This window comes from Micromonospora parva, assembly GCF_000718515.1.
GTDB classification, from domain to species: Bacteria; Actinomycetota; Actinomycetes; order Mycobacteriales; family Micromonosporaceae; genus Micromonospora; species Micromonospora parva.
Genome location: NZ_JNZS01000010.1, coordinates 96,435 through 117,197 on the forward strand (window position 1 = coordinate 96,435; position 20,763 = coordinate 117,197).

General features: G+C 72.9%; 22 protein-coding genes. 12 read left to right on the forward strand and 10 right to left on the reverse strand.

The genetic code is table 11. From position 1 onward, the window contains the following. Window positions 1–136: 136 nt before the first annotated feature. The 3 genes from IF22_RS0115515 (at window position 137) to IF22_RS0115525 (ending at window position 2,991) form a co-directional block, all read left to right on the forward strand. Window positions 137–859, forward strand: coding sequence for a VOC family protein (locus IF22_RS0115515; RefSeq protein ID WP_030332558.1), 723 nt, complete (start codon window positions 137–139; stop codon window positions 857–859). A gap of 185 nt (window positions 860–1,044) precedes the next feature. Beyond that, entirely contained in the window at window positions 1,045–1,572 is a 528-nt protein-coding gene (locus IF22_RS0115520) for a GNAT family N-acetyltransferase (RefSeq protein ID WP_030332559.1), read from the forward strand. 117 nt (window positions 1,573–1,689) lie between these two features. Further along, complete coding sequence (locus IF22_RS0115525; RefSeq protein WP_030332561.1) at window positions 1,690–2,991, forward strand: NAD(P)/FAD-dependent oxidoreductase; 1,302 nt, start codon at window positions 1,690–1,692, stop codon at window positions 2,989–2,991. Window positions 2,992–3,046: 55 nt separating this feature from the next. Here IF22_RS0115525 and IF22_RS0115530 read toward each other — a convergent pair whose 3' ends face one another. The 3 genes from IF22_RS0115530 to IF22_RS0115540 form a co-directional block, all read right to left on the reverse strand. After that, the gene (locus IF22_RS0115530) at window positions 3,047–4,141 is read right to left on the reverse strand and encodes an AI-2E family transporter (protein WP_030332564.1); all 1,095 of its coding nucleotides are present in this window, start codon (window positions 4,139–4,141) and stop codon (window positions 3,047–3,049) included. A gap of 58 nt (window positions 4,142–4,199) precedes the next feature. Continuing rightward, on the reverse strand, window positions 4,200–4,994 hold the full coding sequence (locus tag IF22_RS0115535; RefSeq protein WP_081883843.1) for a spermidine synthase: 795 nt from the start codon (window positions 4,992–4,994) through the stop codon (window positions 4,200–4,202). A gap of 115 nt (window positions 4,995–5,109) precedes the next feature. Continuing rightward, entirely contained in the window at window positions 5,110–6,087 is a 978-nt protein-coding gene (locus IF22_RS0115540; protein ID WP_030332568.1) for a DUF2267 domain-containing protein, read from the reverse strand. Window positions 6,088–6,287: 200 nt separating this feature from the next. On the opposite strand from IF22_RS0115540, the gene IF22_RS0115545 reads away from it, so the two are divergent. Next, window positions 6,288–6,602, forward strand: a complete 315-nt coding sequence (locus tag IF22_RS0115545; protein ID WP_030332569.1) for a hypothetical protein — start codon at window positions 6,288–6,290, stop codon at window positions 6,600–6,602. Window positions 6,603–6,677: 75 nt separating this feature from the next. On the opposite strand, the gene IF22_RS0115550 is transcribed toward IF22_RS0115545, so the two are convergent. Then, on the reverse strand, window positions 6,678–7,007 hold the full coding sequence (locus IF22_RS0115550; protein WP_030332576.1) for an STAS domain-containing protein: 330 nt from the start codon (window positions 7,005–7,007) through the stop codon (window positions 6,678–6,680). A 213-nt stretch (window positions 7,008–7,220) separates the two neighbouring features. On the opposite strand from IF22_RS0115550, the gene IF22_RS0115555 reads away from it, so the two are divergent. The 5 genes from IF22_RS0115555 (at window position 7,221) to IF22_RS0115575 (ending at window position 11,637) form a co-directional block, all read left to right on the forward strand. After that, window positions 7,221–8,978: a PP2C family protein-serine/threonine phosphatase gene (locus IF22_RS0115555; RefSeq protein WP_030332578.1), complete on the forward strand. Its 1,758-nt coding sequence runs from the start codon at window positions 7,221–7,223 to the stop codon at window positions 8,976–8,978. 8 nt (window positions 8,979–8,986) lie between these two features. After that, window positions 8,987–10,012, forward strand: coding sequence for a cobalamin B12-binding domain-containing protein (locus IF22_RS0115560; protein WP_030332579.1), 1,026 nt, complete (start codon window positions 8,987–8,989; stop codon window positions 10,010–10,012). Between the two features lie 114 nt (window positions 10,013–10,126). Then, entirely contained in the window at window positions 10,127–10,474 is a 348-nt protein-coding gene (locus IF22_RS0115565; RefSeq protein WP_030332581.1) for an STAS domain-containing protein, read from the forward strand. Between the two features lie 84 nt (window positions 10,475–10,558). Next, a complete protein-coding gene (locus tag IF22_RS0115570) occupies window positions 10,559–11,005 on the forward strand; it encodes a response regulator (RefSeq protein WP_030332583.1) in 447 nt (148 codons plus the stop codon). 113 nt (window positions 11,006–11,118) lie between these two features. Then, window positions 11,119–11,637, forward strand: a complete 519-nt coding sequence (locus tag IF22_RS0115575) for a F0F1 ATP synthase subunit B family protein (RefSeq protein ID WP_030332585.1) — start codon at window positions 11,119–11,121, stop codon at window positions 11,635–11,637. Window positions 11,638–11,668: 31 nt separating this feature from the next. Here IF22_RS0115575 and IF22_RS0115580 read toward each other — a convergent pair whose 3' ends face one another. From IF22_RS0115580 to IF22_RS0115595, 3 genes are all read right to left on the reverse strand, one after another. Beyond that, window positions 11,669–12,517, reverse strand: coding sequence for a hypothetical protein (locus IF22_RS0115580; protein ID WP_030332589.1), 849 nt, complete (start codon window positions 12,515–12,517; stop codon window positions 11,669–11,671). Window positions 12,518–13,786: 1,269 nt separating this feature from the next. Next, a complete protein-coding gene (locus tag IF22_RS0115590; RefSeq protein WP_030332593.1) occupies window positions 13,787–14,212 on the reverse strand; it encodes an OsmC family protein in 426 nt (141 codons plus the stop codon). 70 nt (window positions 14,213–14,282) lie between these two features. Next, window positions 14,283–15,221: a serine/threonine-protein kinase gene (locus tag IF22_RS0115595; RefSeq protein ID WP_030332595.1), complete on the reverse strand. Its 939-nt coding sequence runs from the start codon at window positions 15,219–15,221 to the stop codon at window positions 14,283–14,285. A gap of 128 nt (window positions 15,222–15,349) precedes the next feature. Between IF22_RS0115595 and IF22_RS0115600 the strand changes: the two genes are divergently transcribed. From IF22_RS0115600 to IF22_RS0115610, 3 genes are all read left to right on the forward strand, one after another. Further along, window positions 15,350–15,640 (forward strand): hypothetical protein, encoded by a 291-nt coding sequence (locus IF22_RS0115600; protein ID WP_245233643.1) that lies wholly within the window; start codon window positions 15,350–15,352, stop codon window positions 15,638–15,640. Between the two features lie 98 nt (window positions 15,641–15,738). Then, the gene (locus tag IF22_RS0115605; RefSeq protein ID WP_030332598.1) at window positions 15,739–16,485 is read left to right on the forward strand and encodes a response regulator transcription factor; all 747 of its coding nucleotides are present in this window, start codon (window positions 15,739–15,741) and stop codon (window positions 16,483–16,485) included. Beyond that, on the forward strand, window positions 16,463–17,974 hold the full coding sequence (locus IF22_RS0115610) for a sensor histidine kinase (RefSeq protein WP_051708516.1): 1,512 nt from the start codon (window positions 16,463–16,465) through the stop codon (window positions 17,972–17,974). Before IF22_RS0115605 ends, IF22_RS0115610 begins: the two co-directional genes overlap by 23 nt. Window positions 17,975–17,985: 11 nt before the next feature. Here the strand turns inward: IF22_RS0115610 and IF22_RS0115615 are convergent, their stop codons facing one another. The 3 genes from IF22_RS0115615 to IF22_RS0115625 are packed head-to-tail and all read right to left on the reverse strand — an operon-like array spanning window position 17,986 to window position 20,746. Continuing rightward, window positions 17,986–19,110 (reverse strand): FUSC family protein, encoded by a 1,125-nt coding sequence (locus tag IF22_RS0115615; RefSeq protein WP_081883844.1) that lies wholly within the window; start codon window positions 19,108–19,110, stop codon window positions 17,986–17,988. Between the two features lie 47 nt (window positions 19,111–19,157). Further along, complete coding sequence (locus tag IF22_RS0115620; protein ID WP_030332602.1) at window positions 19,158–19,532, reverse strand: sensory rhodopsin transducer; 375 nt, start codon at window positions 19,530–19,532, stop codon at window positions 19,158–19,160. Then, the gene (locus IF22_RS0115625) at window positions 19,532–20,746 is read right to left on the reverse strand and encodes a D-arabinono-1,4-lactone oxidase (RefSeq protein WP_030332605.1); all 1,215 of its coding nucleotides are present in this window, start codon (window positions 20,744–20,746) and stop codon (window positions 19,532–19,534) included. The genes IF22_RS0115620 and IF22_RS0115625 overlap by 1 nt, the downstream gene beginning before the upstream one ends. Window positions 20,747–20,763: the final 17 nt, after the last annotated feature.

Sequence of the window (20,763 nt, forward strand, 5' to 3'; positions counted from 1 at the left end):
CGCTGGGGCTGGGGTGTGGCAGCGCCCTACCGGGGATGACACCGCCGAAACTCGGGTGCGGTCGACCTGGCACACCCCTAGGCTCCCGCTCCGACGGCTGGCACGGCGTCCGGTCGGATGGGAGACGAGCGCTGCGATGACCGCACACCTGTTCGCGATCAGCTTCGACGCGCGTGAGCCGTTGCGGCTCGCCCGCTTCTGGTCCGCGCTGCTGGGTCGGGAGATGGTGGAGGATCCGCAGGACGGCGTCCTGGTCCTGCCGGGAGCCGCCCCGGAACTGCGCCTGCGCTTCGTGCCCTGGGATCAGCCGAAGGTCGTCCAGAACCGGATGCACTTCGACCTGACCAGCAGTTCGCTGGAGGACCAGCGGCAGACGGTGGCCAGGGCGTTGGATCTCGGCGCGCGGCACGCCGACATCGGGCAGGGCCCGGAGATCGATCATGTGGTGCTCGCCGACCCCGAGGGCAACGAGTTCGACGTCATCGCACCGGGTAACAATTTCCTCGCCGGCTGCGGCTTCGTCGGTGCGCTGGCCTGCGACGGATCGCCGGCGGTGGGGTACTTCTGGAGTCGGGCGCTCGGGTGGCCGCTGGTCTGGGACGAGGGCGAGGAGACCGCCATCCAGTCACCGAACGGCGGCACGAAGATCACCTGGGGCGGTCCGCCGTACATGCCGAACGGCGGCCGGGACCGGGTGCGTTTCGATCTCGCCCCGGCCGCTGGCGTCGACTGGGAGGTCGAGGTCGACCGTCTGCTCTCACTCGGTGCGACCCGGCTCGGCACGGACCCGGACGGGACGGGCCGTCTCGCGCTGGCCGACCCTGATGGTCAGGAGTTCAGCCTGCTGATGCCTCGCTAGGCGCGCCAACGCCCGCATGATCGTGCTCGATCAGTGAAGTAGTGGTCGCGTGCGCCGCCGGATGCCACTACATCCTTGTTCGAGCACGATCACACGACGTTCGAGCACGATCACGGAACCGCGGGCGCCACGCACCGGCCGGCCGGTTGGACAACGGCGGCAGCGGTCGGTCAGAGTGGTCGGCCGTGAGATACCTGCGTAGCGGTGGTCCCGCCGCGATCCGGCGGCCCCGGCCCACCGACTCCGACGAGTTCGTCGCCGCCGCGCGGCGCAGTCGGGACCTGCACCACCCGTGGTTGGCCGCGCCGGCCACCCCCGAGGAGTACGACCTCTACCTGCGCCGGATCCGTCGCCGCGACAGCGCCGGTTACCTGATCTGCGACCGGGCCAGCGGCGCGATCGCCGGCTACGTGAACATCAGCGGCATCGTGCTCGGCGCGCTGCGTGGCGGCTTCCTGGGATACGCGGCGTTCCTGCCGTACAGCGGGACCGGGCACGCCTCGGCGGGAATCGCCCTGGCGATCGACCACGCGTTCACCTCGGTCGGTCTGCACCGCCTGGAGGCGAACATCCAGCCGGGCAACGAGCCGTCGCGGCGGGTGGCCCGCAAGCTCGGATTCCGGTTGGAGGGCTTCTCCCCGGACTACCTGTTCATCGACGGCGCCTGGCGCGACCACGAACGCTGGGCGATCACCGCGCCCGCCCCCGCCTGACCGCCGGAGCTCCGACGGTCGGGGACGGTCGCAGCGACCACGTTCGGCTGCGGTGCGAGCCGAGCGCGGGTGCCGCGTCCGACGTTTGTCCGGGGCGTCGACGGGAAACGGCCCGCAATGACGAAACCTCGTGTGGTGATCGTGGGGGCCGGGTTCGCCGGTTACCACGCGGCGAAGACGTTGAGCCGGATCGCCAGGGACCGGGCCGAGATCGTGGTGCTGAACTCCACCGACTACTTCCTGTACCTGCCGCTGCTGCCCGAGGTGGCGGCCGGGGTGGTCGAGCCCAAGCGGATCGCCGTGCCGCTGACGGGGACGCTCAAGGGCGTACGGGTGGTGGTCGGCGAGGCGGACCACGTCGACCTGCAGAACCGGTGGGTCGGCTTCACCCAGGCCGAGGGGGACAAGAACCGGCTGGCGTACGACCGGCTGATCCTCGCCGTGGGCAGCGTCAACAAGCTGCTGCCCATCCCGGGGGTGACCGAGTACGCGCACGGCTTCCGCGGCCTGCCCGAGGCCGTCTACCTGCACGATCACATCGTCCGCCAGCTCGAGCTGGCCGAGCAGGCCGAGGACCCGGCGGAGCAGCAGGCCCGGGCCACCTTCGTGGTGGTCGGGGCGGGCTACACCGGAACCGAGGTCGCCGCGCACGGGCAGCTGTTCACCGACGCGCTGCACGCCCAACGGCCACGGCTCACCGTCCGCCCCCGCTGGATGCTGCTCGACGTGGCGTCGCGGGTGCTGCCGGAGTTGGACAAGCGGATGTCGGACACCTCGCACAAGGTGCTCAACCGCCGTGGGGTGGACGTGCGGATGGGCACCTCGGTGGCCGAGGCGACCTGCGACGGGGTGAAGCTCACCGACGGTGAGTACGTGCCGACCTGCACCCTGGTGTGGTGTGTGGGGGTGCGCCCCGACCCGTTCGTCAACGAGTTGGGCCTGCGGACCGACCGGGGTCGACTGGTCACCGACGAGTTCCTCAACGTTCCCGGCTACCCGGAGGTGTACGCGTGCGGCGACGCCGCCGCCGTGCCGGACCTGGTCAACCCGGGGAAGGTCTGCGGGATGACGGCCCAGCACGCGCAGCGGCAGGGCAAGCGCGCGGCGTACAACATCGCCGCGTCGTACGGGTTCGGCCGGCGCAAGCCGTACAAGCACCACGACCTGGGCTGGGTCGTCGACCTCGGTGGCAAGGACGCGGCGGCGAACCCGTTGCAGGTCAACCTGGCCGGGTTGCCGGCCAAGGCGGTCACCCGGGCGTACCACCTGATGGCGATGCCGGGAAACCGCACGCGGGTCAGTGCCGACTGGGCGTTGGACGCCGCGTTGACCCGCTCGGCCGTCCAGTTGGGGTTGGTGCCGGCGAACGCGGTGCCGTTGGAGAGCACCACGCCGGAGGTCGCGACCCGGATCCGCTGAGAGCGGTCACCCGGCCGGTCGCCGGGGAGGAGAGCATCGTACGTAGCCGCGCCGGTCAGTGGGTGGAGCCGGCCGGTCGTCCCGGCCGTGCGGCCGGACCGGCCGGCGGGGCGGGCCGCAACCGGCGCGGGCCGTACTCGCGCAGCAGGGTCTGGATGATGCCGGCGGCGGGGATGGCCAGCAGCGCGCCGAGCAGACCGGCCAGTTCCGCCGCGAGCAGCACGCTGACCAGCACGGTCAACGGGTTCAGCCGGACCGCGCGGGACAGGATGAGCGGCTGGAGCAGGTGGTTCTCCACCTGTTGGTAGACCACGAAGAAGACCAGCACCACCACTCCGGCGGTGGGGGAGTGCAGGAAACCGGCACCGGCCGCGATCACCGCGCCGAGCGTCGCCCCGACCAGCGGTATCAGGTCGGCGACCGCCACCAGCAGGGCGATCACGGCTGCGAAGGGCACGCCGGTGAGAGCCAGCACCGCGTAGGTCAGCGCCCCGCAGATCACGCTGATCAGCAGGTTCCCGGTGAGGTAGCCGGTGACGGTGCGCGACACCTCCCGGCCCACCCGACGCAGCCGCTCGCCCTGACCGTCCCCGGCCGCCGCGAGCAGGCCGCGGGTGATCCGCGGCGCCTCCAACACCATGAGGTACGCGAGCACGACGACAGTGACCAGCCCGGCGATCGACTCGACGACGCCGCGCAGCACGCCGACCGCGGGTTGGCGCAGCTGCCCGCCGAAGCCGCGCAGCTGCTCGGAGTGTTCGCTGGCGTAGCGCCGCGCCCCGGTGCGCTCCAGCAGCTGCCCCACCGGGCCCCGCCCGGCGCGGGCGTCGCGCACCAGCTCGGGGGCCCGGTCGGCGAAGCGGCTCAACTCCCCGAACAGCGGCACCAGGATGAGCGCGGCCAGGATCGCCAGCAGCACGAACGCGGCGAGGAACACCAGCAGCGTGGCCAGCGCCCGACGGCGGACAAGGCGACGTTGCAACCGGTCGACGAGGGGTTTGAGCGCGACCGCGAAGAACGCGGCGAGCACCGCCCAGACCAGCACCCGGCGGGTCGCGTACACGAAGCCCAGCGCGAGGGCGGTCGCCAGCACCAGACCGATCACGACCAGGGTGCGACGCGCGGTGCCCCGGACGTCGGTGTTGCTCATCCGGCGCGCCTTCCCCGCGCAGACCGTCGGAAACCCGGCACGGCGGGCGCAACGGCGATCAGCGCCCGGAGGTGCCGTCCGCGTCGGTGACGGGGTGGGCCCCGGCGACGAACGTGTCGAGCGCGGCGGCGTGCAACAGACCCCCGGGCACCGGGTCACGCAGGGCGGCCACCGCCAACCGGGCGACCGGCAGCCCGCCGGGGCGGGAGGTGGCGGCCAACACCAGATTGCCGTACCGGCGGCCGCGCAACATCCGCCGGTCGCCGACCACGCACACGTCGGCGAAGACCGCCCGCAGCGTGGCCACCTGCACCCGGGTGCCGACAAGTGGCGGCAGGTCGGTGACGTTGAGCAGGTACAACCCGTCGGGGTGCAGGACGCGGGCCACCTCGGCGACGAACTCGACGGTGCGCACGTGCCGGGGCATCCGGGCCGCCCGGTAGATGTCGGCGATCACCAGGTCGTACCGGTCGTCCGGGGTGGAGGTCAGGGCGTTTCGGGCGTCGGCGACCTCCACCCGCACCTGCGGCGGCAGCGGCGGCAACTCTCGGGCCACCAGGTCGACCACCGCCGCGTCCCGCTCGACGACCCGTTGCGGGGAGCCGGGCCGGGTGGCAGCCAACCAGCGGGGCAACGTCAACGCCCCGCCGCCCAGGTGCAGGACGCTCAGCGGCGCACCGGCCGGGGCCGCCACGTCCACCGCCGAGGCGATCCGCCGGACGTACTCGAAATGCAGGTGGCGCGGATCCTCGAGATCCACGTACGACTGCTCGACCCCGGCGGACAGCAGTGTCCGCCCGGTCCGGCGGACCGGGTCGGCGACCAGTTCCAGCCGGTCGGCGGCGCGGTTCATGTCCGGCACGCTAGCCGAGCCCATGGCCCACCCGGCCGGTGGCCCGGCACGGCCGACGGACCGGCGGACCGGGTTCGCCCCCGGCCCGCCGGCCCGCCATGTCGCGGTTGTCCGGTCAGCTGCCGGCCATCCCGGCTCCCACCTCGTCGATCGCGTCGTCGATCTGGCGGGCGAGGTCCACGTCGAGCGCGGTCACCCCGTTGGCCTGGTTGGTCCGCACCGTCAACACGGCGGCGGTGTCGCCCGGACGCCCGATGCTCGGGCCGCGGCCGTTGTCCTGGCGCAGCCGATCCAGCCGGGCGAGCACCCGGTCCAGGTTGTCCGGCGGCAGCGCGACCACCCGGTAGAGGCCCTGGCTGTCGCCGGACCAGTAGGGCAGGTCGTCCAGCGCCGCGCTGATCTCGTCGTCGTCCAGGGTGGGTGTGGTGGTGGAGGCGCCCACCAGGCCGCCGCCGGCCTCCGGCGGGTTCAGCAGGTCGCGCAACCCGTCGGGTACGTGCAACGACTCGACCAGGTCGCTGTCCTGCTCGGCGAGCGCGGCGATCGTCGCCTCCGCCTGGTACCGGGCCTGTTCCGGGGTGTTGCCGCTGATCCGGCCCACCTCGGCCAGGAAGCCGGGCAGGTCCCGGTGCCGCTCGATGCCGTCGACCGGCAGCACGTCGTGCAGCGACGACGGCACGGCGGCGAGCAGCCGCTGCCGCTCGGCGGCCTCCAGGGCGAACGCGAGCACCAGCACTGTCGCCTCGGTGCCCACCTTCGCCGTCTTGAAGTCGACCCCGGCGCGACGCCGGACCTCGTCGACCAGGTCGTGGTAACCCATGCTGCTCACCCCGGCCGCGCCGCCCGGCGGGGACGGCTGCGGACGCGGGTTGTCGGCGCTACCGACCGGCGGCGGTGCCGGCCCGCCGCGGGTTGTATCCGACTTGTGCGGTCCGGCCGCTGGTGGGCCGGCCCGCTTGCCCGCATCGAGGCTCGTGAGCTGCTTGGAGGCGCTCAGGCTGGCGCCGATCTCGCTGGGCTGGCGACTCTGTTCACGGGCCTGCCGGGCCAACGCCCGGCGCCGCTGGTTGTCGCCCTCCATCTGCTTGCGCATGGTGGCACCCCTTCCGCTGGGGATCGTGCCTGCGCCAGTCGCCTTCCCGCCGTTCCAGAGAACGAAACGGCGGCCGCCGGCCGGGTCGGCCCGGCCTCCGCCACGCTTCATCCGCCGAGGGTGAGGGGTGCTCACCCGCTCGGCCCGCAGGATCGGGTCAGGACCGGAGTTCTTCCGAGGTACACGGAAGGAAGGTCGTCATGAAGGAAGTTGTCGAGATCGTCCCCGCCCGACCCGGTTGGTACGCGCGCTGGCAGCTCACGCCCGAGGTCACCAGGTGTTACCCGGTGAGCCTGTGGGCGCTGCTGGAGGAGGCCGACGGAACGGGCCGCGAGGTGATCGGGATGGACTGCATCGGTCAGTGGCCCGGCGCGGACGACAACGAGGCGGGTGGGCAGTTCGTCCGCTACCTGTACCAGACGCCCGATTCGGGGGAGCCCGAGGACGTCGATGAGACCCCGGTCGGCGATCTGCGTGCCGACGGCCCCCGGCTCCAGCCGATGACGGCGCCCTAGACATTCCTCCGGCCCCCGACCCCAGGTCCCAGGGTCGGGGGCCATCCCCGAACGGATCCGGGGACGGCTGGCGGATCAGCCGATGGCGCGCACGTCGTCGGAGTACGCCACGGCCAGCAACTCACTCAGGCCGGTGCGGTCGAGCATCCGCTGCAAGTGGGGACTGACCCCGGTCAACTGGATCGCCCCGGCGGCACGGTGCACCACCAGCAACGCGCTGAGCCCGGAGGAGTCGCAGAGGGTCACCCCGGTCAGGTCGACCAGCACCGGGACGCCGCTGCGCAACTCGGCCGCCGCGGCGATCAGCTCGGGCGCGGTGTCGTAGTCGAGCTCGCCGGTCAGCCGGAGTCGGACGTGCCCGGCGGCGAGCCGGGTTGTCTCGATGGTCAACGGCTGTTCAGGCATCCCTCCATTCTCCTTGCCAGCCGACAAAACGCAAAGCGGGGCGGTGACCGCGCACCCGTGTCCCTGGTGTGGCGTCCGCCGCCGTGTCGGTGCCCGCCACCTGCCGTGGGATGCCGCTGTCCGTGTTCGGGCGTAGGGTGGGCTGGAGACTTTTGACAGTGGACGCCGGTTCCGGCACGGGTTCGGTGAACGACAAGGAGTGAGGCTCAGCTGGTGACTGCTTCCGACGTCAGGGACTGTGACCCGGGCGACGGACGGCTCTCCACGCCGAGCACGACACGACCCTCGGCGTGGTCCGCCGACGTTCGCCGCACCACGACGGCCCTGCCGCCACTGGCCCCCGACCGGGGTCAGGCCCCACCCGACTGGTTCGAGGTCGTCGAGCATTTCCGTGAGGGCCTGGTGGTCTGCGACGCCGACGGCGTGGTGCGCCACGTCAGCCCGGTGGCCGAGCGGCTGCTGCCCGAGGTGACGTCCGGCGAGCCGCTCAGCTCCGCCGGTGTGCCCGGCCTGAGCGAGGACGCCCGCGGCGGCTTCACCCATCGTGGGCGTCGGCTCACCGCGCGCCGGGTGCCCCTCTCCGGTGCCCGTTGCTGCTGGTACGTCGAGGACGTCACCGACAGCGTCAGCCGTGCCGACGCGCTGCTCGCCGAGCGAGCCCGCTCGGCGTTCCTGGCCGTGGTCGGCGACAAGCTCGGCAACCCGCTGCACCCGGATCGGGCCGCCGCCGCTGTCGTCCGACTCGCCGTGCCGACCCTGGCCGAGGTGGCGGTGCTGGTGCTGGCCCCGCGCGCGGGGCGCGCCCGCTGGTGGCGGGCCTCGCGCACCGACGACGACGCGCCAGCGGTGGACAGCGGCGTGCTGGTCGGCGGCGAGCTGCCGACAGCCATCGCCGACGGGCTGACCGGGGCCGAGCCGCACGCGGTGGACTGGCTGGTCGAGCAGGCGGTCGACGCCGGGTGGCTGCCGGGGCTCGCCGACACCGAGACCGTCGCCCGGGTCGTCCCGCTGCCGGGCCGCGACGCCCCCGTCGGTGTGCTGCTGGTGGCCCGCCGCGCCACCCGCTGGTACGACGAGGACGACGTGGAGCTGGTCCGCGCGTTCGCGGCCCGCGCCGGAGCGGCGTTGACCACCGCGCTGCTCTACCGCGACCAGGCGGAGGTGGCCGACACCCTTCAGGCCAGCCTGCTGCCGGTCGAGCCGGTCGAGGCCGTCGGCGTGCAGTGGGGCACCGCGTACCGCCCGGCGCAGGCGGGGCTGCGCATCGGCGGGGACTTCTACGGTTCGCACCGGCTCACCGACGGTGGCTCGGTGTTCTTCCTGGGCGACGTGTCGGGCAAGGGCGTCGAGGCCGCCGTCTTCACCGGCCAACTGCGCCAGTGCCTTCAGGCGCTGCACCGGCTGGAGTCGAACCCCGCGCGGTTGCTGCGGCTGCTCAACGACGCGCTGCTCGAGACCACCCAGGCGCACGGCCAGGGTCGCTTCGCCACGATCGTGCTCGGCGTGGCCCGCCCGGAGCGCGACGGTGGCCTCACCCTCACCATGGCCGGCGGCGGGCACCTGCCACCACTGGTGCTGCGCGCCTCCGGCGAGGTGGAGACGGTGCCGTTACGCGGCATGCTGATCGGGGTGGTGTCCGACCCCCGCGTCGGAGAGGTGACCGTGCGGCTGGCACCGGGCGAAACCTGCCTGCTCTACAGCGACGGCGTGACCGAGGCCCGGGGTGGCCGGCGCGGCGACGAGCTGTTCGGCCCCGAGCGGCTGGTCACCGCGCTGACCGGTTGCCAGCGGATGCCCGCGCCGGCCCTGGCCGAACGGGTCGAGCAGGTCACCTGCGACTGGCTGGCCCAGGGCGACCACGACGACATCGCCGTGCTGGCGTTGCGGGCGGCCGGCCCGGGCGGGCGCGGAGGGCGGCACCTGCACTCGGTGCCCGCCGGCATCGACCGGACAGAGGAGACCGACGCGTGACCGCCGCCATGGCCGCCCCCGACCTCGGTGAGGCGTACTCCGGCTACCTGGACCACCTCGCCGACGCTGACGAGTACGCCGCCACCGACCTGGCGATCGGCCTGCTCGACGCCGGCGTCGCGGCGGAACGGGTGCTGCTCGACCTGGTCGCTCCCGCCCAGGCCGAGGTGGGCGAGCGGTGGGCGCGCAACGAGTGGAGCGTCGCCCAGGAGCACGCGGCCACCCACATCAGCGAGCAGGTGGTGGCGGCGGTGTCGGCGCACGTGAAGCCGCGGCCGACAGGCGGTCGGGTGGTGGTCGCCTGCATGGACGGCGAGTGGCACGCGCTGCCGCCCCGGCTGGTGGCCGAGGTGCTGCGGTTGCGCGGGTGGCAGGTGACCTTCCTGGGGGCCAGCGTGCCCGCCGCGCACCTCGTGTCGTATCTGCACCGCTACGACGCGCACGCGGTCGCGTTGGCGTGCGCGCTGCCGATGCGCCTGCCGTACGCCCACCGGATGATCGAGGCGTGCCGCCGTTCGGACGTGCCGGTGGTGGTCGGCGGGCGCGGGTTCGGTGCTGACGGCCGGTGGGCGGGCCGGCTCGGGGTGGCCTGGGCACCGGACGCGCCCTCGGCGGCCGAGTTGATCGCCGACGAGCGGGCGCTGCGCGGGGCGCCGCCGGCCCGGCTGGCCCACCTGGCCGACGACGAGTACCCGAGCCTCCTGCGTCGTCGGGGTGAGTTGATCGACAGCGCGTTGGCGGAGCTGCGGGAGCGGGTGCCGGCGACCCGGGAGTACACCGCCGCGCAGCTCGACGCGACAGTGAGCGACCTGGGCCACATCGTTGACTTCCTGGCCGCCGCGGTCTACGTCGACGACGCTTCGCTGTTCACGGAGTTCGTGCAGTGGCTGTCGGGGATTCTGCTCAGTCGTGGGGTGCCCGTCGGGGCGATCGCCCTGCCGCTGGAGCACTACGCCGGCGCGTTGCGGGACTTTCCGCGGGCGGCGCGGGCGCTGGCGCTGGGATCGGCGACGCTGCCTGGCAGGCCCCGCTGACCGACCCACTGGTGGCTCCGGATCGATCACCGCGCTCAGCGGCGGCACGGTCAGCTCTGCGTATACTTGCCGGACTGCAAACGTCCCACCCATGGTGGAGCGAGGGGGAGAACGGTGACGTTCAGCGTCAACTACGTCGAGCGCGGCGGTGGTGGCGCCTACCTGCGGCTCGTCGGCGAGCTGGATCTGAGCACCGCCCCCGAGCTGTCCGCCGTGATCGACCGGCTCACCGCGGCGGGCGAGACCCGGGTGCTGCTCGACCTGACCGACCTCACGTTCTGCGACTCCACCGGGATGGCCGTGTTCGTCCGGGGTGACAACCGAGCGGCCGCCGACGGGGGATGGCTCCGGCTCACCGGCGCCCGTGGGCGGGTCGAGCGGGTGCTGCGGGTGACGGGCCTCGCCGACGTGTTGCGCTACGAACCGGAGTCGGTCGACCCCGCGTCCCGCAGTGCGTCCTGATGGGCTAGATTTCCACGCCAGCATTTTCCCGCCAGCGCGGTGACCGTCAGGGTCCCGTCTCCGCCGACTCTGAGGCAGGTAGTGATGGGCGTAGACAGCCCGCAGCCGGTACGCATCCTGGTGGTCGACGACGACCCGGGTGACGTCCTGATGATCGAGGAGGCGCTGGCGGACTCCGACGTCGAAAAGATCATCGATGTGGTCAGTGACGGCGAGGAGGCGATGGAGTTTCTCCGCGCCGAGGGCCGGCACCAGCAGGCCCACCGACCGGACGTGATCCTGCTGGATCTGAACATGCCGCGGATGGACGGTCGGCAGGTGCTCGGTGCGGTCAAGCAGGACGAGGATCTGCGGACCATCCCGATCGTCGTGCTGACCACCTCCAACGCCGACACCGACATCGTCGGCAGCTACACGTTGCAGGCCAACGCGTACGTCACCAAGCCGATCGACCTGGACGACTTCAACGACGTGGTCCGCCGCATCGACGAGTTCTTCGGTCGGGTCGTGGTGCTGCCCAAGCGCACCTGACGCCGCCGCCACCTGAGCGGATGCTGAACATTTTCCCCGAACCTCCTCGGCGCGAGCGGTCCCGGCCGAGGATCCAGGTGGGGAAGTAACAGCGGCTGCCTGGGGGCGACAGTATGAGGTTCTCCGTCGTTGACATCGGTTACGACCAGCGGCAGGTGGATTACTGCCTGGACGAGCTGGGGATCCGGCTGTCCCGGCTCGCGGCGCGGGCCGAGAGCGCGGCCGGGGCGGCCCGGGAGTGGGACGAGATCCGTCAGGAGGCGGCCTGGCTCAGCGGGCTGCTGCAACGGCTGGACCTGGGCGACGCCGCCGTCACCCGGCACGCCGGGGACGCGGTGCGGCGCGAGGCCGCCGAGATCCTGGCCCGGGCCCGCGTCGAGCTGGACGAGGCCCGCGAGGAGGCACGGCGGGTGCGCGAGCAGGCGTACGCGGAGGCCGTGCAGGCCCGACGTGACGTCGAGGCGGCGTTGGACGCCCGTCGACGGCGCGAGGCGCGGGTGGAGGAGATCCTCAGCCGGGTGACGGTCGACCAGGTGCCCGCGGACACCCCGACCGCCGCCGCCGGCATGCCGGGCAGCCGCGTCGGGGCCGGTGGGCCGGACCCGGGCGCGCAGCCGCCGGGTCGTCGCTGAGGCCCGTGGGCGCGGGGGTCGGTCGCCCGGTTCAGGCGGTGAGCGCGGCCGCGACGGTGGTCGCCCGGTCCTCGTGCTGGGCGTACGCGTCGGGGTAGGCGGAGATCTGGACGGCCTGGGCGGCGGAGGTGACGCTCATGTCCTGCCAGCCGGGGATCTCGTTGAGCGCGCTGTAGAAGGCCCGGGCGGCGTACGACGGGCGCATCAGTTGGGCCACCGTGCCCCAGCCGCTGCTGGGCCGCTGCTGGAACAGCCCGACCGAGTCGTGGTCGGAGCCGCTGCCCTGGTTCGGGTACTGCGCCGACTCGGGCAGGACGTCGCTGGCCAGGTTGTAGAGGTTGCTCTCCTGCATGGCGGTCGCCAACGCCACCACCAGGGCGCGGCGCGGCATCTTCATCTCCAGGCCGACGTCCACGATGACTTTCGCGTTGTCCATCTGGGCCTGGTCGAGGCCGGCGACGGGCCGGGGCCGGCGGGGCTTGACCGGCTTCTTGGGTGTCTTGCGGACGGCGGTGGGGGTGGGTGTGGGCTTCGCCGTCGGGCTGGGCAGGACCCGGGCGGGGGCGAGGTCGCGGTCCAGTGACCGGGAGGCGCGTTCGTCGGCGATGGCGGCGCGCTCGGCCACCGCCTCGGCGAGCGGCTCGACCGTACGGGGGGTGTCGTCGTTGCCCTGGGCGGTGGCGACCGCGACGAGGCTGAGGCAGCAGGTGACACCGGTGGCCAGCGCCACCCGCACCGGGGTCGAGCCCAGCAGGGCCCGTCGTCGCGGTTCGGGAGCGCGGTGACGGCCGATCGTCCGTTCGGTTGATGCGGCGTCGTCCGGTGGGGTGGTCGGGCGCGCGTCGGTCAGCTTCTGGGCGGAGGGGTCGTCGGGATGCACCTGCCGAGGCTAAAGAGCTGAATGCTCGATGCCATAGGCCGGTACGGTGGCATGCGCCACAATTTGCCCTGATCATGATGACTTTAGCGGGCAAAAGCAGAGCGAAGCTGATCAACCTCGCGGATGCCTCCAGACGGTTATTCCCGACTTGCTGGATGAATGCGCTCGCGGCGAGGGGCCGTCGGTCCGACGTCCGACCGCGCTCCAGGTTCCACCGAACACCCGATGCGATGCCCCCGGAAAGCCCACCGCTCCCTCGGCCGATCCTCCGGCGGCGGCGCAGCGAAGTGCCGCGATCGGCAGGCATCGGCGTGCCGCGTCACGGTGCCCCGTCACGGTGCCCCGTCACGGTGCCCCGTCACGGCGCCGCGTCATGGTGCCGCGTCATGGTGGCGCGTCATGGTGGCGCGTCATGGTGCCGCGTCATGGTGCCGCGTCACGGTGCCGGGTTGCGACACCCGGCCCCCTGGCTCGGCCCGCGGGGGTGTTCCCACTGACCGCCGTCGGTTCGCTTGGTGGTGGGGGCGGTCTCGCCGCTCGCAATGATCGTGCTCGATCCTTGTTGTAGTGGCCTCCTCGGCATCGGGAGGGCCCTGTTTCCTGGATCGAGCACGATCTTGAGGGTGTGGTGCCTCGTTCGGCCGGCGAGGCCGACGGAGGCCGGCGGAGGCCGGTTTGGCCGGCGCAGGTTGGTCGCGGGTCCTGCTGGGCGGCCGGGCAAGGGTCTTGATCGACCGGTTGTTCACCACCATCGGGGTTGCCGCACGGCGCGGTGCGGCCGGGTCGGCCCAGTCAGGCTGCGCGAACGACGCAGACCGACATGATCCACTCGGCTTTCATGAAGTCGGGGTAACCCCGCCACCTGGACACCGCGACTTTCAGAAACCCGAGTCGATCAGCGGGTGATGGCCGCGGTGCCGGTCGGCGTCGTAGACGAGTCGGGGTAACCCCGCCACCTGGACGCCGCGACTTTCAGGAACCCGAGTCGATCAGCGGGTGATGGCCGCGGTGCCGGTCGGCGTCGTAGACGAGTCGGGGTAAAACCCCCCACTAGACACCGCGACTTTCAGGAACCCGAGTCGATCAAGCGGGTGATGGCCGCGGTGCCCGTCGGCGTCGTAGACGAAGTCGCCGAGGCCCTCGGCAAGATCGTGCCCGATCCAGGAAACAGGGCCCTCAAGCAGGAACGAGGCACCTACAACCAGGATCAAGCACGATCATGCGGGGCCGACACGCGTCACGATCGTCGGGTCGGGCCCGCCCGGCGGGTCAGTGTCGGCCGTTCTCGGCCGGGGTGACGGTCAGCCGGTGTCGGCTGGCGTCGCCGCTGGAGAACGGCCAGAGCCGGTCGGCGTACTCGACCAGGTCGGCCAGTTGATCTCGGCTCAGGCCGGCCGAGGAGATCTCCGCGTGCACGTCGGCCCGGTACCGGCCGTCGTTGTCGCGTCCCAGCTTCGCCTCCGCCCGGACCTGCACGGTGTGCGCCTCGTCGGTGATCTCCCCGGCCACCTCCACCGCCGCGTGGTGCAGGCAGGAGGCGAAGGCCGCGGCCAGCAACTGTTCCGGGGTCAGCCCGGTGCAGTGCGGCGCCAGCGGTGAGGCCAGCGCTGTGGAGAGCCCGCCATCGTCGGTGCGTACGTGACCGCCCTCGGCGGTCGCTGTGGCCTCACGCAGCCAGGAACTCTGATCCGGCATCGCGTTTCTCCCGTCGCTCACCAGGCCGGCTACCCCGCCGTCGCCCGGCGAAACGCCGTGCGCCGTACGGTCAGCGCCGCGAGGGCTCGTCCACCAGTGCCACCGCCTCGGTGGCCTCCGCGGCGGCCCGTTCGGTCCACGGCGATGTCGGGGCCGGCCGACGGGCCGTCGGGATGGTCATCGGCACGTACACCCGGGCGTCCACCGCCTCGGCCAGCAGCAGCGCCGCGACCAGGCTGCTCGGACGCTGCTCGGGGTCGTCGGCGAGGCAGGAGTGGCACAGCTCGGCGACCTCCGCCGGGAGCCCGGCGATGTCGGGCAGCGGCTCCGGCGGCTGACAGCGGCGGGCGAGGAGCAGTTCGCTGGCGGTCTCCGCGCGGTACGGCAGGCGAGCGGTCAGGCTGTAGTAGAGCAGCACGCCGAGGGCGTACATGTCGGCGGCCGGGGTGGCCGGCGTCTTCTCCAGTTGTTCGGGCGCCAGGTACGCCGGGGTGCCGAGCACCATCCCGGACGGCATCGGGTCCAGTGCGCCGGCGGCGATGGCGATGCCGAAGTCGAGCACCTTCACCCCGGCCGGGGTGAGCATGACGTTGGCGGGCTTGACGTCCCGGTGCACGATGCCCTCGGCGTGCGCGGCGGCCAGCGCGGCGGCGACCTCCGCGCAGACCCGCACCGCGATCCGCCAGTCCAGTGGCCCGGAGCGCAGGTGCACCGCGAGCGTCTCACCCTCGGCCAGCTCCATCACGATGTAGGACACCGGCCGGCCGGGCCACGTCGAGGAGGTGCCGAAGTCGTGCACGCTCGCCACGTTCGGGTGCTCCAGGCGGGCCGCCGACCGGGCCTCCGCGCGGATCCGGTCCACCGGGCCGTCCTGGTCGTCGCGACCGGGCGAGATGAGCTTCACCGCGACCGGCCGGTCGAGCACCTCGTCGTACGCCCGCCACACCTCGGACATCCCGCCCACCCCGATGCGCTGTTCGAGCCGGTACCGCCCGTCCAGCGTCCGCATCGACCACTCCTCGCCCTCGCCCCGCCGACGGCCGGGTGCTCGATCGCGGTACCCGTACTCCGAACTGGGCAAACCGAGGCCGGACGGCCCCGGGCACTCGCTGCGCCCCGGCGGCGGGGTGCGGTAGCTTGCGAGCCAGAGCCGGTGTCACCGATTGTGCCGGCACGGTCACCTGGGGGGACACCGCGATGGGTGAGGTCACCGTACGCTTCGTCGGCGGGCCCGCGGACGGCCTGGTCCGGCTGCTGCCGGCGGGGTCGGACGGCGCCCCACCCCAGCGTTGGATCATGCGGCACCCGGACGGTACGGGCCCGGTGCAGCCCGGCCCCGACCATCTCTACGAACGCGACCGGCCCGACGAGGCTGGTGGCTGGAGCATGCGTTTCGTGCGCACCGACGCCTACGGGGTGTCCGAGTGACCATGAGGCGGGGCTGACCGGTGGCGGCGGCCCGGCCGCACAGCTGGCACACAGCGTCCGCAGGGGCCCGGCACAGGCATCGTGGCCACGATGGGGGCATGGTCATGAACGGGCAGGCCGCGCCGAGCCGGATCGAGCTGCGTCGCCCCGACGGTGAACCCGTCCGGGTGCTGGTGGTCGACGACGAACCCACGCTCACCGACCTGCTGTCGATGGCCCTGCGCTACGAGGGGTGGCAGGTGCGCACCGCCGGCAGCGGCATGGCGGCGTTGAGCACCGCCCGACAGTTCCAACCGGACGCGGTGGTGCTCGACGTGATGCTGCCCGACCTGGACGGCTTCCAGGTGCTGCGCCGGCTGCGCGAGGACGCCCCGACCGTGCCGGTGCTCTTCCTGACCGCCCGCGACGCGGTCGAGGAACGCATCGCCGGGTTGACCGTCGGCGGCGACGACTACGTCACCAAACCGTTCAGCCTGGAGGAGGTGATCGCCCGGCTGCGCGCGTTGCTGCGCCGCTCCGGGCTCGCGGTCGCCGCCCGGGAGGAGGCGGTGCTGACCGTCGGTGATCTCAGCCTCGACGAGGACAGCCACGAGGTCCGCCGGGGTGGCCAACTCGTCACCCTCACCGCCACCGAGTTCGAGCTGCTGCGCTACCTGATGCGCAACCCGCGCCGGGTGCTCAGCAAGGCGCAGATCCTGGACCGGGTGTGGAACTACGACTTCGGCGGCCAGGCCAACGTGGTGGAGCTGTACATCTCGTACCTGCGGAAGAAGATCGACGCCGGTCGGCCGCCGATGATCCACACACTGCGCGGCGCGGGCTATGTCCTCAAACCCGCCGAGTAGCCACCGCCGTCCGCTGCGCGCCGTCCGTGGCTGGCTGGCCGGGCGCTCCCTGCGTACCCGACTGGTGTTCGCCCTGCTCGCGCTGCTGGCGTTGGTCAGCGTCGCCATCGGTGGCCTGACCACCGTGGCGCTGCGGCACTTCCTCATCGACCGGCTGGACGCCCAGCTGGCCCCCGCGACGGCCATGCGGGGGGACCGGCCGGGCCGGCCGGCCTTCCCCGGCAACGGACCGGGCATCCCACCCGGGTTGCCGTCCGGCACCGTGGTCGCCGAGATCACCGACGGCCGGGTGACCAGCGCCCGGACCCTGACCAACAGCGCCTCCAACGCGTTCCCCGACCCGCGGTCCGTGCCGGTGGCGGAGGTCGCCGCGCTGGCGGACCTGCCAGTCGACACCGCACCGCGCACCGTCGACCTCGGTGACCGCGGCGACTACCGGGCCGTGGCCCGGCAGTACTGGGACGGCCGGGTACGCGTCGTCGCGATCCCCCTCTCCGGCGTCCAGGAGATCGTCTGGGGGATGATCGCGGCGCAGCTCGGGGTGGCCGCGATCGGGCTGGTCATCGCCGGTGCCGCCGGGGCGTTGATCGTGCGGGCCACCCTGCGACCGCTGCACCGGGTGGCCGCCACCGCCACCCGCGTCACCGAGCTGCCCCTGGACCGTGGGGAGGTGGCGCTCGCGGTCCGGGTGCCGACCGCCGACACCGACCCACGCACCGAGGTCGGTCAGGTCGGCGCGGCGCTGAACCGGATGCTGGGCCACGTCGCCGACGCGCTCGCCGCCCGGCAGGCCAGCGAGACCCGGGTACGCCAGTTCGTCGCCGACGCCAGCCACGAACTGCGCACGCCACTCGCGGCGATCCGCGGCTACGCCGAGGTGGCCCGGCGCGGCCGCGACGAGGTACCCGCCGACGTGGCGCACGCGTTGCGCCGGGTCGAGTCGGAGAGCACCCGGATGACCAGCCTCGTCGACGACCTGCTGCTGCTGGCCCGCCTCGACACCGGCCGTCCCCTCGCTGTCGAACCGGTCGACCTGACCGCCCTGGTGGTGGACGCGGTCAGCGACGCGCACGTCGCCGGCCCCGACCACCGCTGGCAGCTCGACCTGCCCGAGGTGGCGATCCGGGTGCCCGGCGACGCCGCCCGGCTGCACCAGGTGGTGGCGAACCTGCTCACCAACGCCCGGGTGCACACCCCGCCGGGCAGCACCGTCACCACCATTTTGGCCGTCGACGGCACCGACGCCGTGCTCACCGTCGCCGACGACGGGCCGGGGGTGCCGGCGCAGCTGCAACCGGAGATCTTCGAGCGCTTCGCCCGGGGCGACAGCTCCCGGTCCCGCGCGCAGGGCAGCACCGGTCTCGGCCTCGCGATCGTCGCGGCGGTGGTGGAGGCCCACCACGGCACTGTCGGGGTGCACAGCCGTCCGGGTCGGACCGTGTTCACCGTCCGGTTGCCGAATCCCACAGCGGACGCCGAGCCGGCGTGACCGGTCGCCGGTCAGCCGGCGGCGGCCTCGCGGACCAGCCGGCGTGCCTCGTCCCGAGGAACGCCGGTGGCCCGGAGGAGGTCGTTGGCGGCGGTCCGCAGCTGGGAGACCACTATCGTCCCGGAGAAACCCAGGTCCTGCCGGCCGGCCACGCCCGCCTCCCGGACGGCGTGCAGCACCCGCTCCCGGGCCCGCACCGGCTCCTGCGCGGCCACGAACTCCCGGTGCAGCAGCCGGACCGCCTCGCCGAGGTGCTCCACGGCGGCGGGCAGCGCCGCCGGCACCGGTTCCTCGTCGCGCAGGGTGGTGCCGATGCGGCGGACCAGACCGCGACTGTTGCGGAAGGCCCGCTCCATGTGCGTCACCCCGGCCCGGTAGGTGGCGATCGCCCGGCGTCGTCGCCACCGCACCGGGGAGAGCCGGACGACCTCGTCGGCGGCGGTCGTCACGGCGACGAGCTGGCGCAGTTGCGGGTCGGCGGCACGCATCCGGTCCAGCACCGCCCGCGCGCGGCCCCAGTCCGCCTCGGCCAGCGCCTGCGCCGAGGCGGTCATCTCCCGGGCGAACAGGTTCAGGGCGGGCTCGGCGGAGCGGCGCACCATCCGCATCGGGTTGAGGGGCAGCAGGACGAGCATCACGAACAGCCCCGCCGCCCCGCCGACCAGGGCGTTGATCGTTCGGGGCAGCTCCAGGTCCGGCGCGGTCGGGGTGAGGGTGGCGATGAGCACGGCGGTACCACCGGCCTGGGTCATCAGCGCGCCGGTGCCGCGTACCAGCACCGAAGCGGTGATCGCCAGGAAGACGATCGCACCGGTCTGCCAGGGGCCGGTGCCGAACAGGCTGATCAGGAGATCACCCACGCCGATGCCGAGCACCACCCCGGCGACCAGCTCCAGCGCGCGGTGAGCACGGTTGCCCAGCGACGCCGCGATGACACCGACCGCCGCGGCCGGCGCGAAGGTCGGCTCCGGGTTGCGGAGCAGTTCGCGGGCCACCAGCCAGGCCAGGGCGGCAGCCACACCGGCCTGGAGCGCCACGATCAGATAGAGCCGCATCCGCTGGCGACTCTCCCGCACGGCCCGCCCGGCGCGGGTCCGCAGCCTGCCCGCCGTCCGCGTCCCGGCCGTGAGTCTCATGGCGGGGGCTACCCGGCCCGGCCCCCGACCGAACCTGCGCCGAACGGCTACGCCGGGTACGCCATCGCCGCGGTGAGGGCGACCACCCCGGGCAGCCGGGTGTCCTGGCGCAGGAACTGCACCACCACCGGGACCGGGGAGCGCAGCAGACAGCCGTACGGCCGGTCGAGCCGCACCGCCTCCGGGTCGATCAGGTCGTTGAGCCGCACGTGGCGCACCCGACGGGCGTCGACGGTAATGGCGTACGGGCCGACCGGCTCGGCGTCGGCGTAGTAGAGGTGCAGTTCGGTGTCGGCGCGGGTGTCGGTGGTGTTCAGGACGCACAGCTGGTCGAAGCTGGTGAACGCCGGCTCCGGGCCGGTGCTGGGGAACGGGATGTGCCCGCCCGGCACGACCCACAGGCGGGCCCCGATCTCGGTCATCAGCTCTCCTCCAGCAGCCGGGCGAGGTCGGGGCTGAGGAACACCCCGTCCGGGTCGAGCCGGCGGCGGGCGTCCTGGAAGTCGTCCCACCGCGGGTAGAGCGGCCGCAGGTCACGGGCAGTCATCCAGTGCTTCTTGCCCCAGTGCGGCCGGCCGCCGTACTGACGGAAGACCGCCTCCATGTCCCGGAAGTAGTCCTCGTACGGCAGCGACGTGTTCTGCAGGCAGGCGATGGTGGTGGTCGGTCGGCCGTACGCGTTGCTCAACCAGATGTCGTCGGCGGCGATGGTGCGCACCAGGACCCGCCAGCCGACGACGGTGCGGTGCCGTTGCAGGATCCGGCGTCGGACCTCGGCGAAGCAGGCCGGGAACGCCTCCGACGGCAGCATGTACTCGATCTCCTCGAACCGCAGCTCCCGTTCCTGGGGGATGGTGCGGTGGATCGGACCGGACCGGATCTCGTGGGGCGCACCCCACGGGCCGGAGTCCGGCACCCGTGGCGCGGCCCACACCCGTTCGCCGGACGTCCCGTCCGACCGGTTGAGGGTGCGGATCTGGGTCTGGTCGCTGCGCGGGTACCAGTAGAAGTCCATGTTGCGGTTGGTGTGCTGCAACTCGGCGAGGTGGTCGAGGGTCCAGTCGACGTGCGCGCACCACGCCCGACGGCGCAGCTCGTACTGCTGTTGCACGTCCAGGGTGACCTGGGTGACCACCCCGAGAGCGCCCAGCGAGAGCCGGGCCGCCGGCAGCAGGTCCGCGTTGTCGTCGGCGGAGATGTCCAGCACCTCGCCGGTGCCGGTGACCAGGCGGACGCCGACCACCTGGGTGCACAGGTTGCCGAAACCGACGCCGGTGCCGTGCGTGCCGGTGGCGGTCGCGCCGGCGATCGACTGGTAGTCCACGTCGCCGAGGTTGTCCATGGCCAGCCCGGCGTCGTACAGGCCCTCACCGAGGGCCTTGAGTTTGGTGCCCGCACAGGCCCGCGCCCGGTCGGCGTCCTCGGCGATGACACCGGCGAGCCGGTCGACGCTGAGCAGGATGTCGTCGGTGCGGGTCAGCGGGCTCGACGAGTGGCCCGACCCGACCGGCCGGATCGTCCGCCCGGACTCCCGCGCCCGGACGACCAGCTCCCGCACCGCGTCCTCGTCGGCCGGCTCGGCGAACTCCCTCGCGGTGAACGAGAGGCTGCCGGACCAGTTGACGAACTGTCGCATGCGGCGGTGTACCCACC

Bases quoted from the DNA above. Each gene is read 5' to 3' on its own strand.
- IF22_RS0115550 (WP_030332576.1), bottom strand. From the start codon at position 7,007: ATGCCTGAACAGCCGTTGACCATCGAGACAACCCGGCTCGCCGCCGGG.
- IF22_RS0115610 (WP_051708516.1), top strand. From the start codon at position 16,463: ATGTCCTCAAACCCGCCGAGTAGCCACCGCCGTCCGCTGCGCGCCGTC.
- IF22_RS0115515 (WP_030332558.1), top strand. From the start codon at position 137: ATGACCGCACACCTGTTCGCGATCAGCTTCGACGCGCGTGAGCCGTTG.
- IF22_RS0115570 (WP_030332583.1), top strand. From the start codon at position 10,559: ATGGGCGTAGACAGCCCGCAGCCGGTACGCATCCTGGTGGTCGACGAC.
- IF22_RS0115545 (WP_030332569.1), top strand. From the start codon at position 6,288: ATGAAGGAAGTTGTCGAGATCGTCCCCGCCCGACCCGGTTGGTACGCG.
- IF22_RS0115530 (WP_030332564.1), bottom strand. From the start codon at position 4,141: ATGAGCAACACCGACGTCCGGGGCACCGCGCGTCGCACCCTGGTCGTG.
- IF22_RS0115625 (WP_030332605.1), bottom strand. From the start codon at position 20,746: ATGCGACAGTTCGTCAACTGGTCCGGCAGCCTCTCGTTCACCGCGAGG.
- IF22_RS0115595 (WP_030332595.1), bottom strand. From the start codon at position 15,221: ATGCGGACGCTGGACGGGCGGTACCGGCTCGAACAGCGCATCGGGGTG.
- IF22_RS0115575 (WP_030332585.1), top strand. From the start codon at position 11,119: ATGAGGTTCTCCGTCGTTGACATCGGTTACGACCAGCGGCAGGTGGAT.
- IF22_RS0115560 (WP_030332579.1), top strand. From the start codon at position 8,987: ATGGCCGCCCCCGACCTCGGTGAGGCGTACTCCGGCTACCTGGACCAC.
- IF22_RS0115605 (WP_030332598.1), top strand. From the start codon at position 15,739: ATGGTCATGAACGGGCAGGCCGCGCCGAGCCGGATCGAGCTGCGTCGC.
- IF22_RS0115615 (WP_081883844.1), bottom strand. From the start codon at position 19,110: ATGAGACTCACGGCCGGGACGCGGACGGCGGGCAGGCTGCGGACCCGC.
- IF22_RS0115540 (WP_030332568.1), bottom strand. From the start codon at position 6,087: ATGCGCAAGCAGATGGAGGGCGACAACCAGCGGCGCCGGGCGTTGGCC.
- IF22_RS0115525 (WP_030332561.1), top strand. From the start codon at position 1,690: ATGACGAAACCTCGTGTGGTGATCGTGGGGGCCGGGTTCGCCGGTTAC.
- IF22_RS0115620 (WP_030332602.1), bottom strand. From the start codon at position 19,532: ATGACCGAGATCGGGGCCCGCCTGTGGGTCGTGCCGGGCGGGCACATC.
- IF22_RS0115535 (WP_081883843.1), bottom strand. From the start codon at position 4,994: ATGAACCGCGCCGCCGACCGGCTGGAACTGGTCGCCGACCCGGTCCGC.
- IF22_RS0115590 (WP_030332593.1), bottom strand. From the start codon at position 14,212: ATGCCGGATCAGAGTTCCTGGCTGCGTGAGGCCACAGCGACCGCCGAG.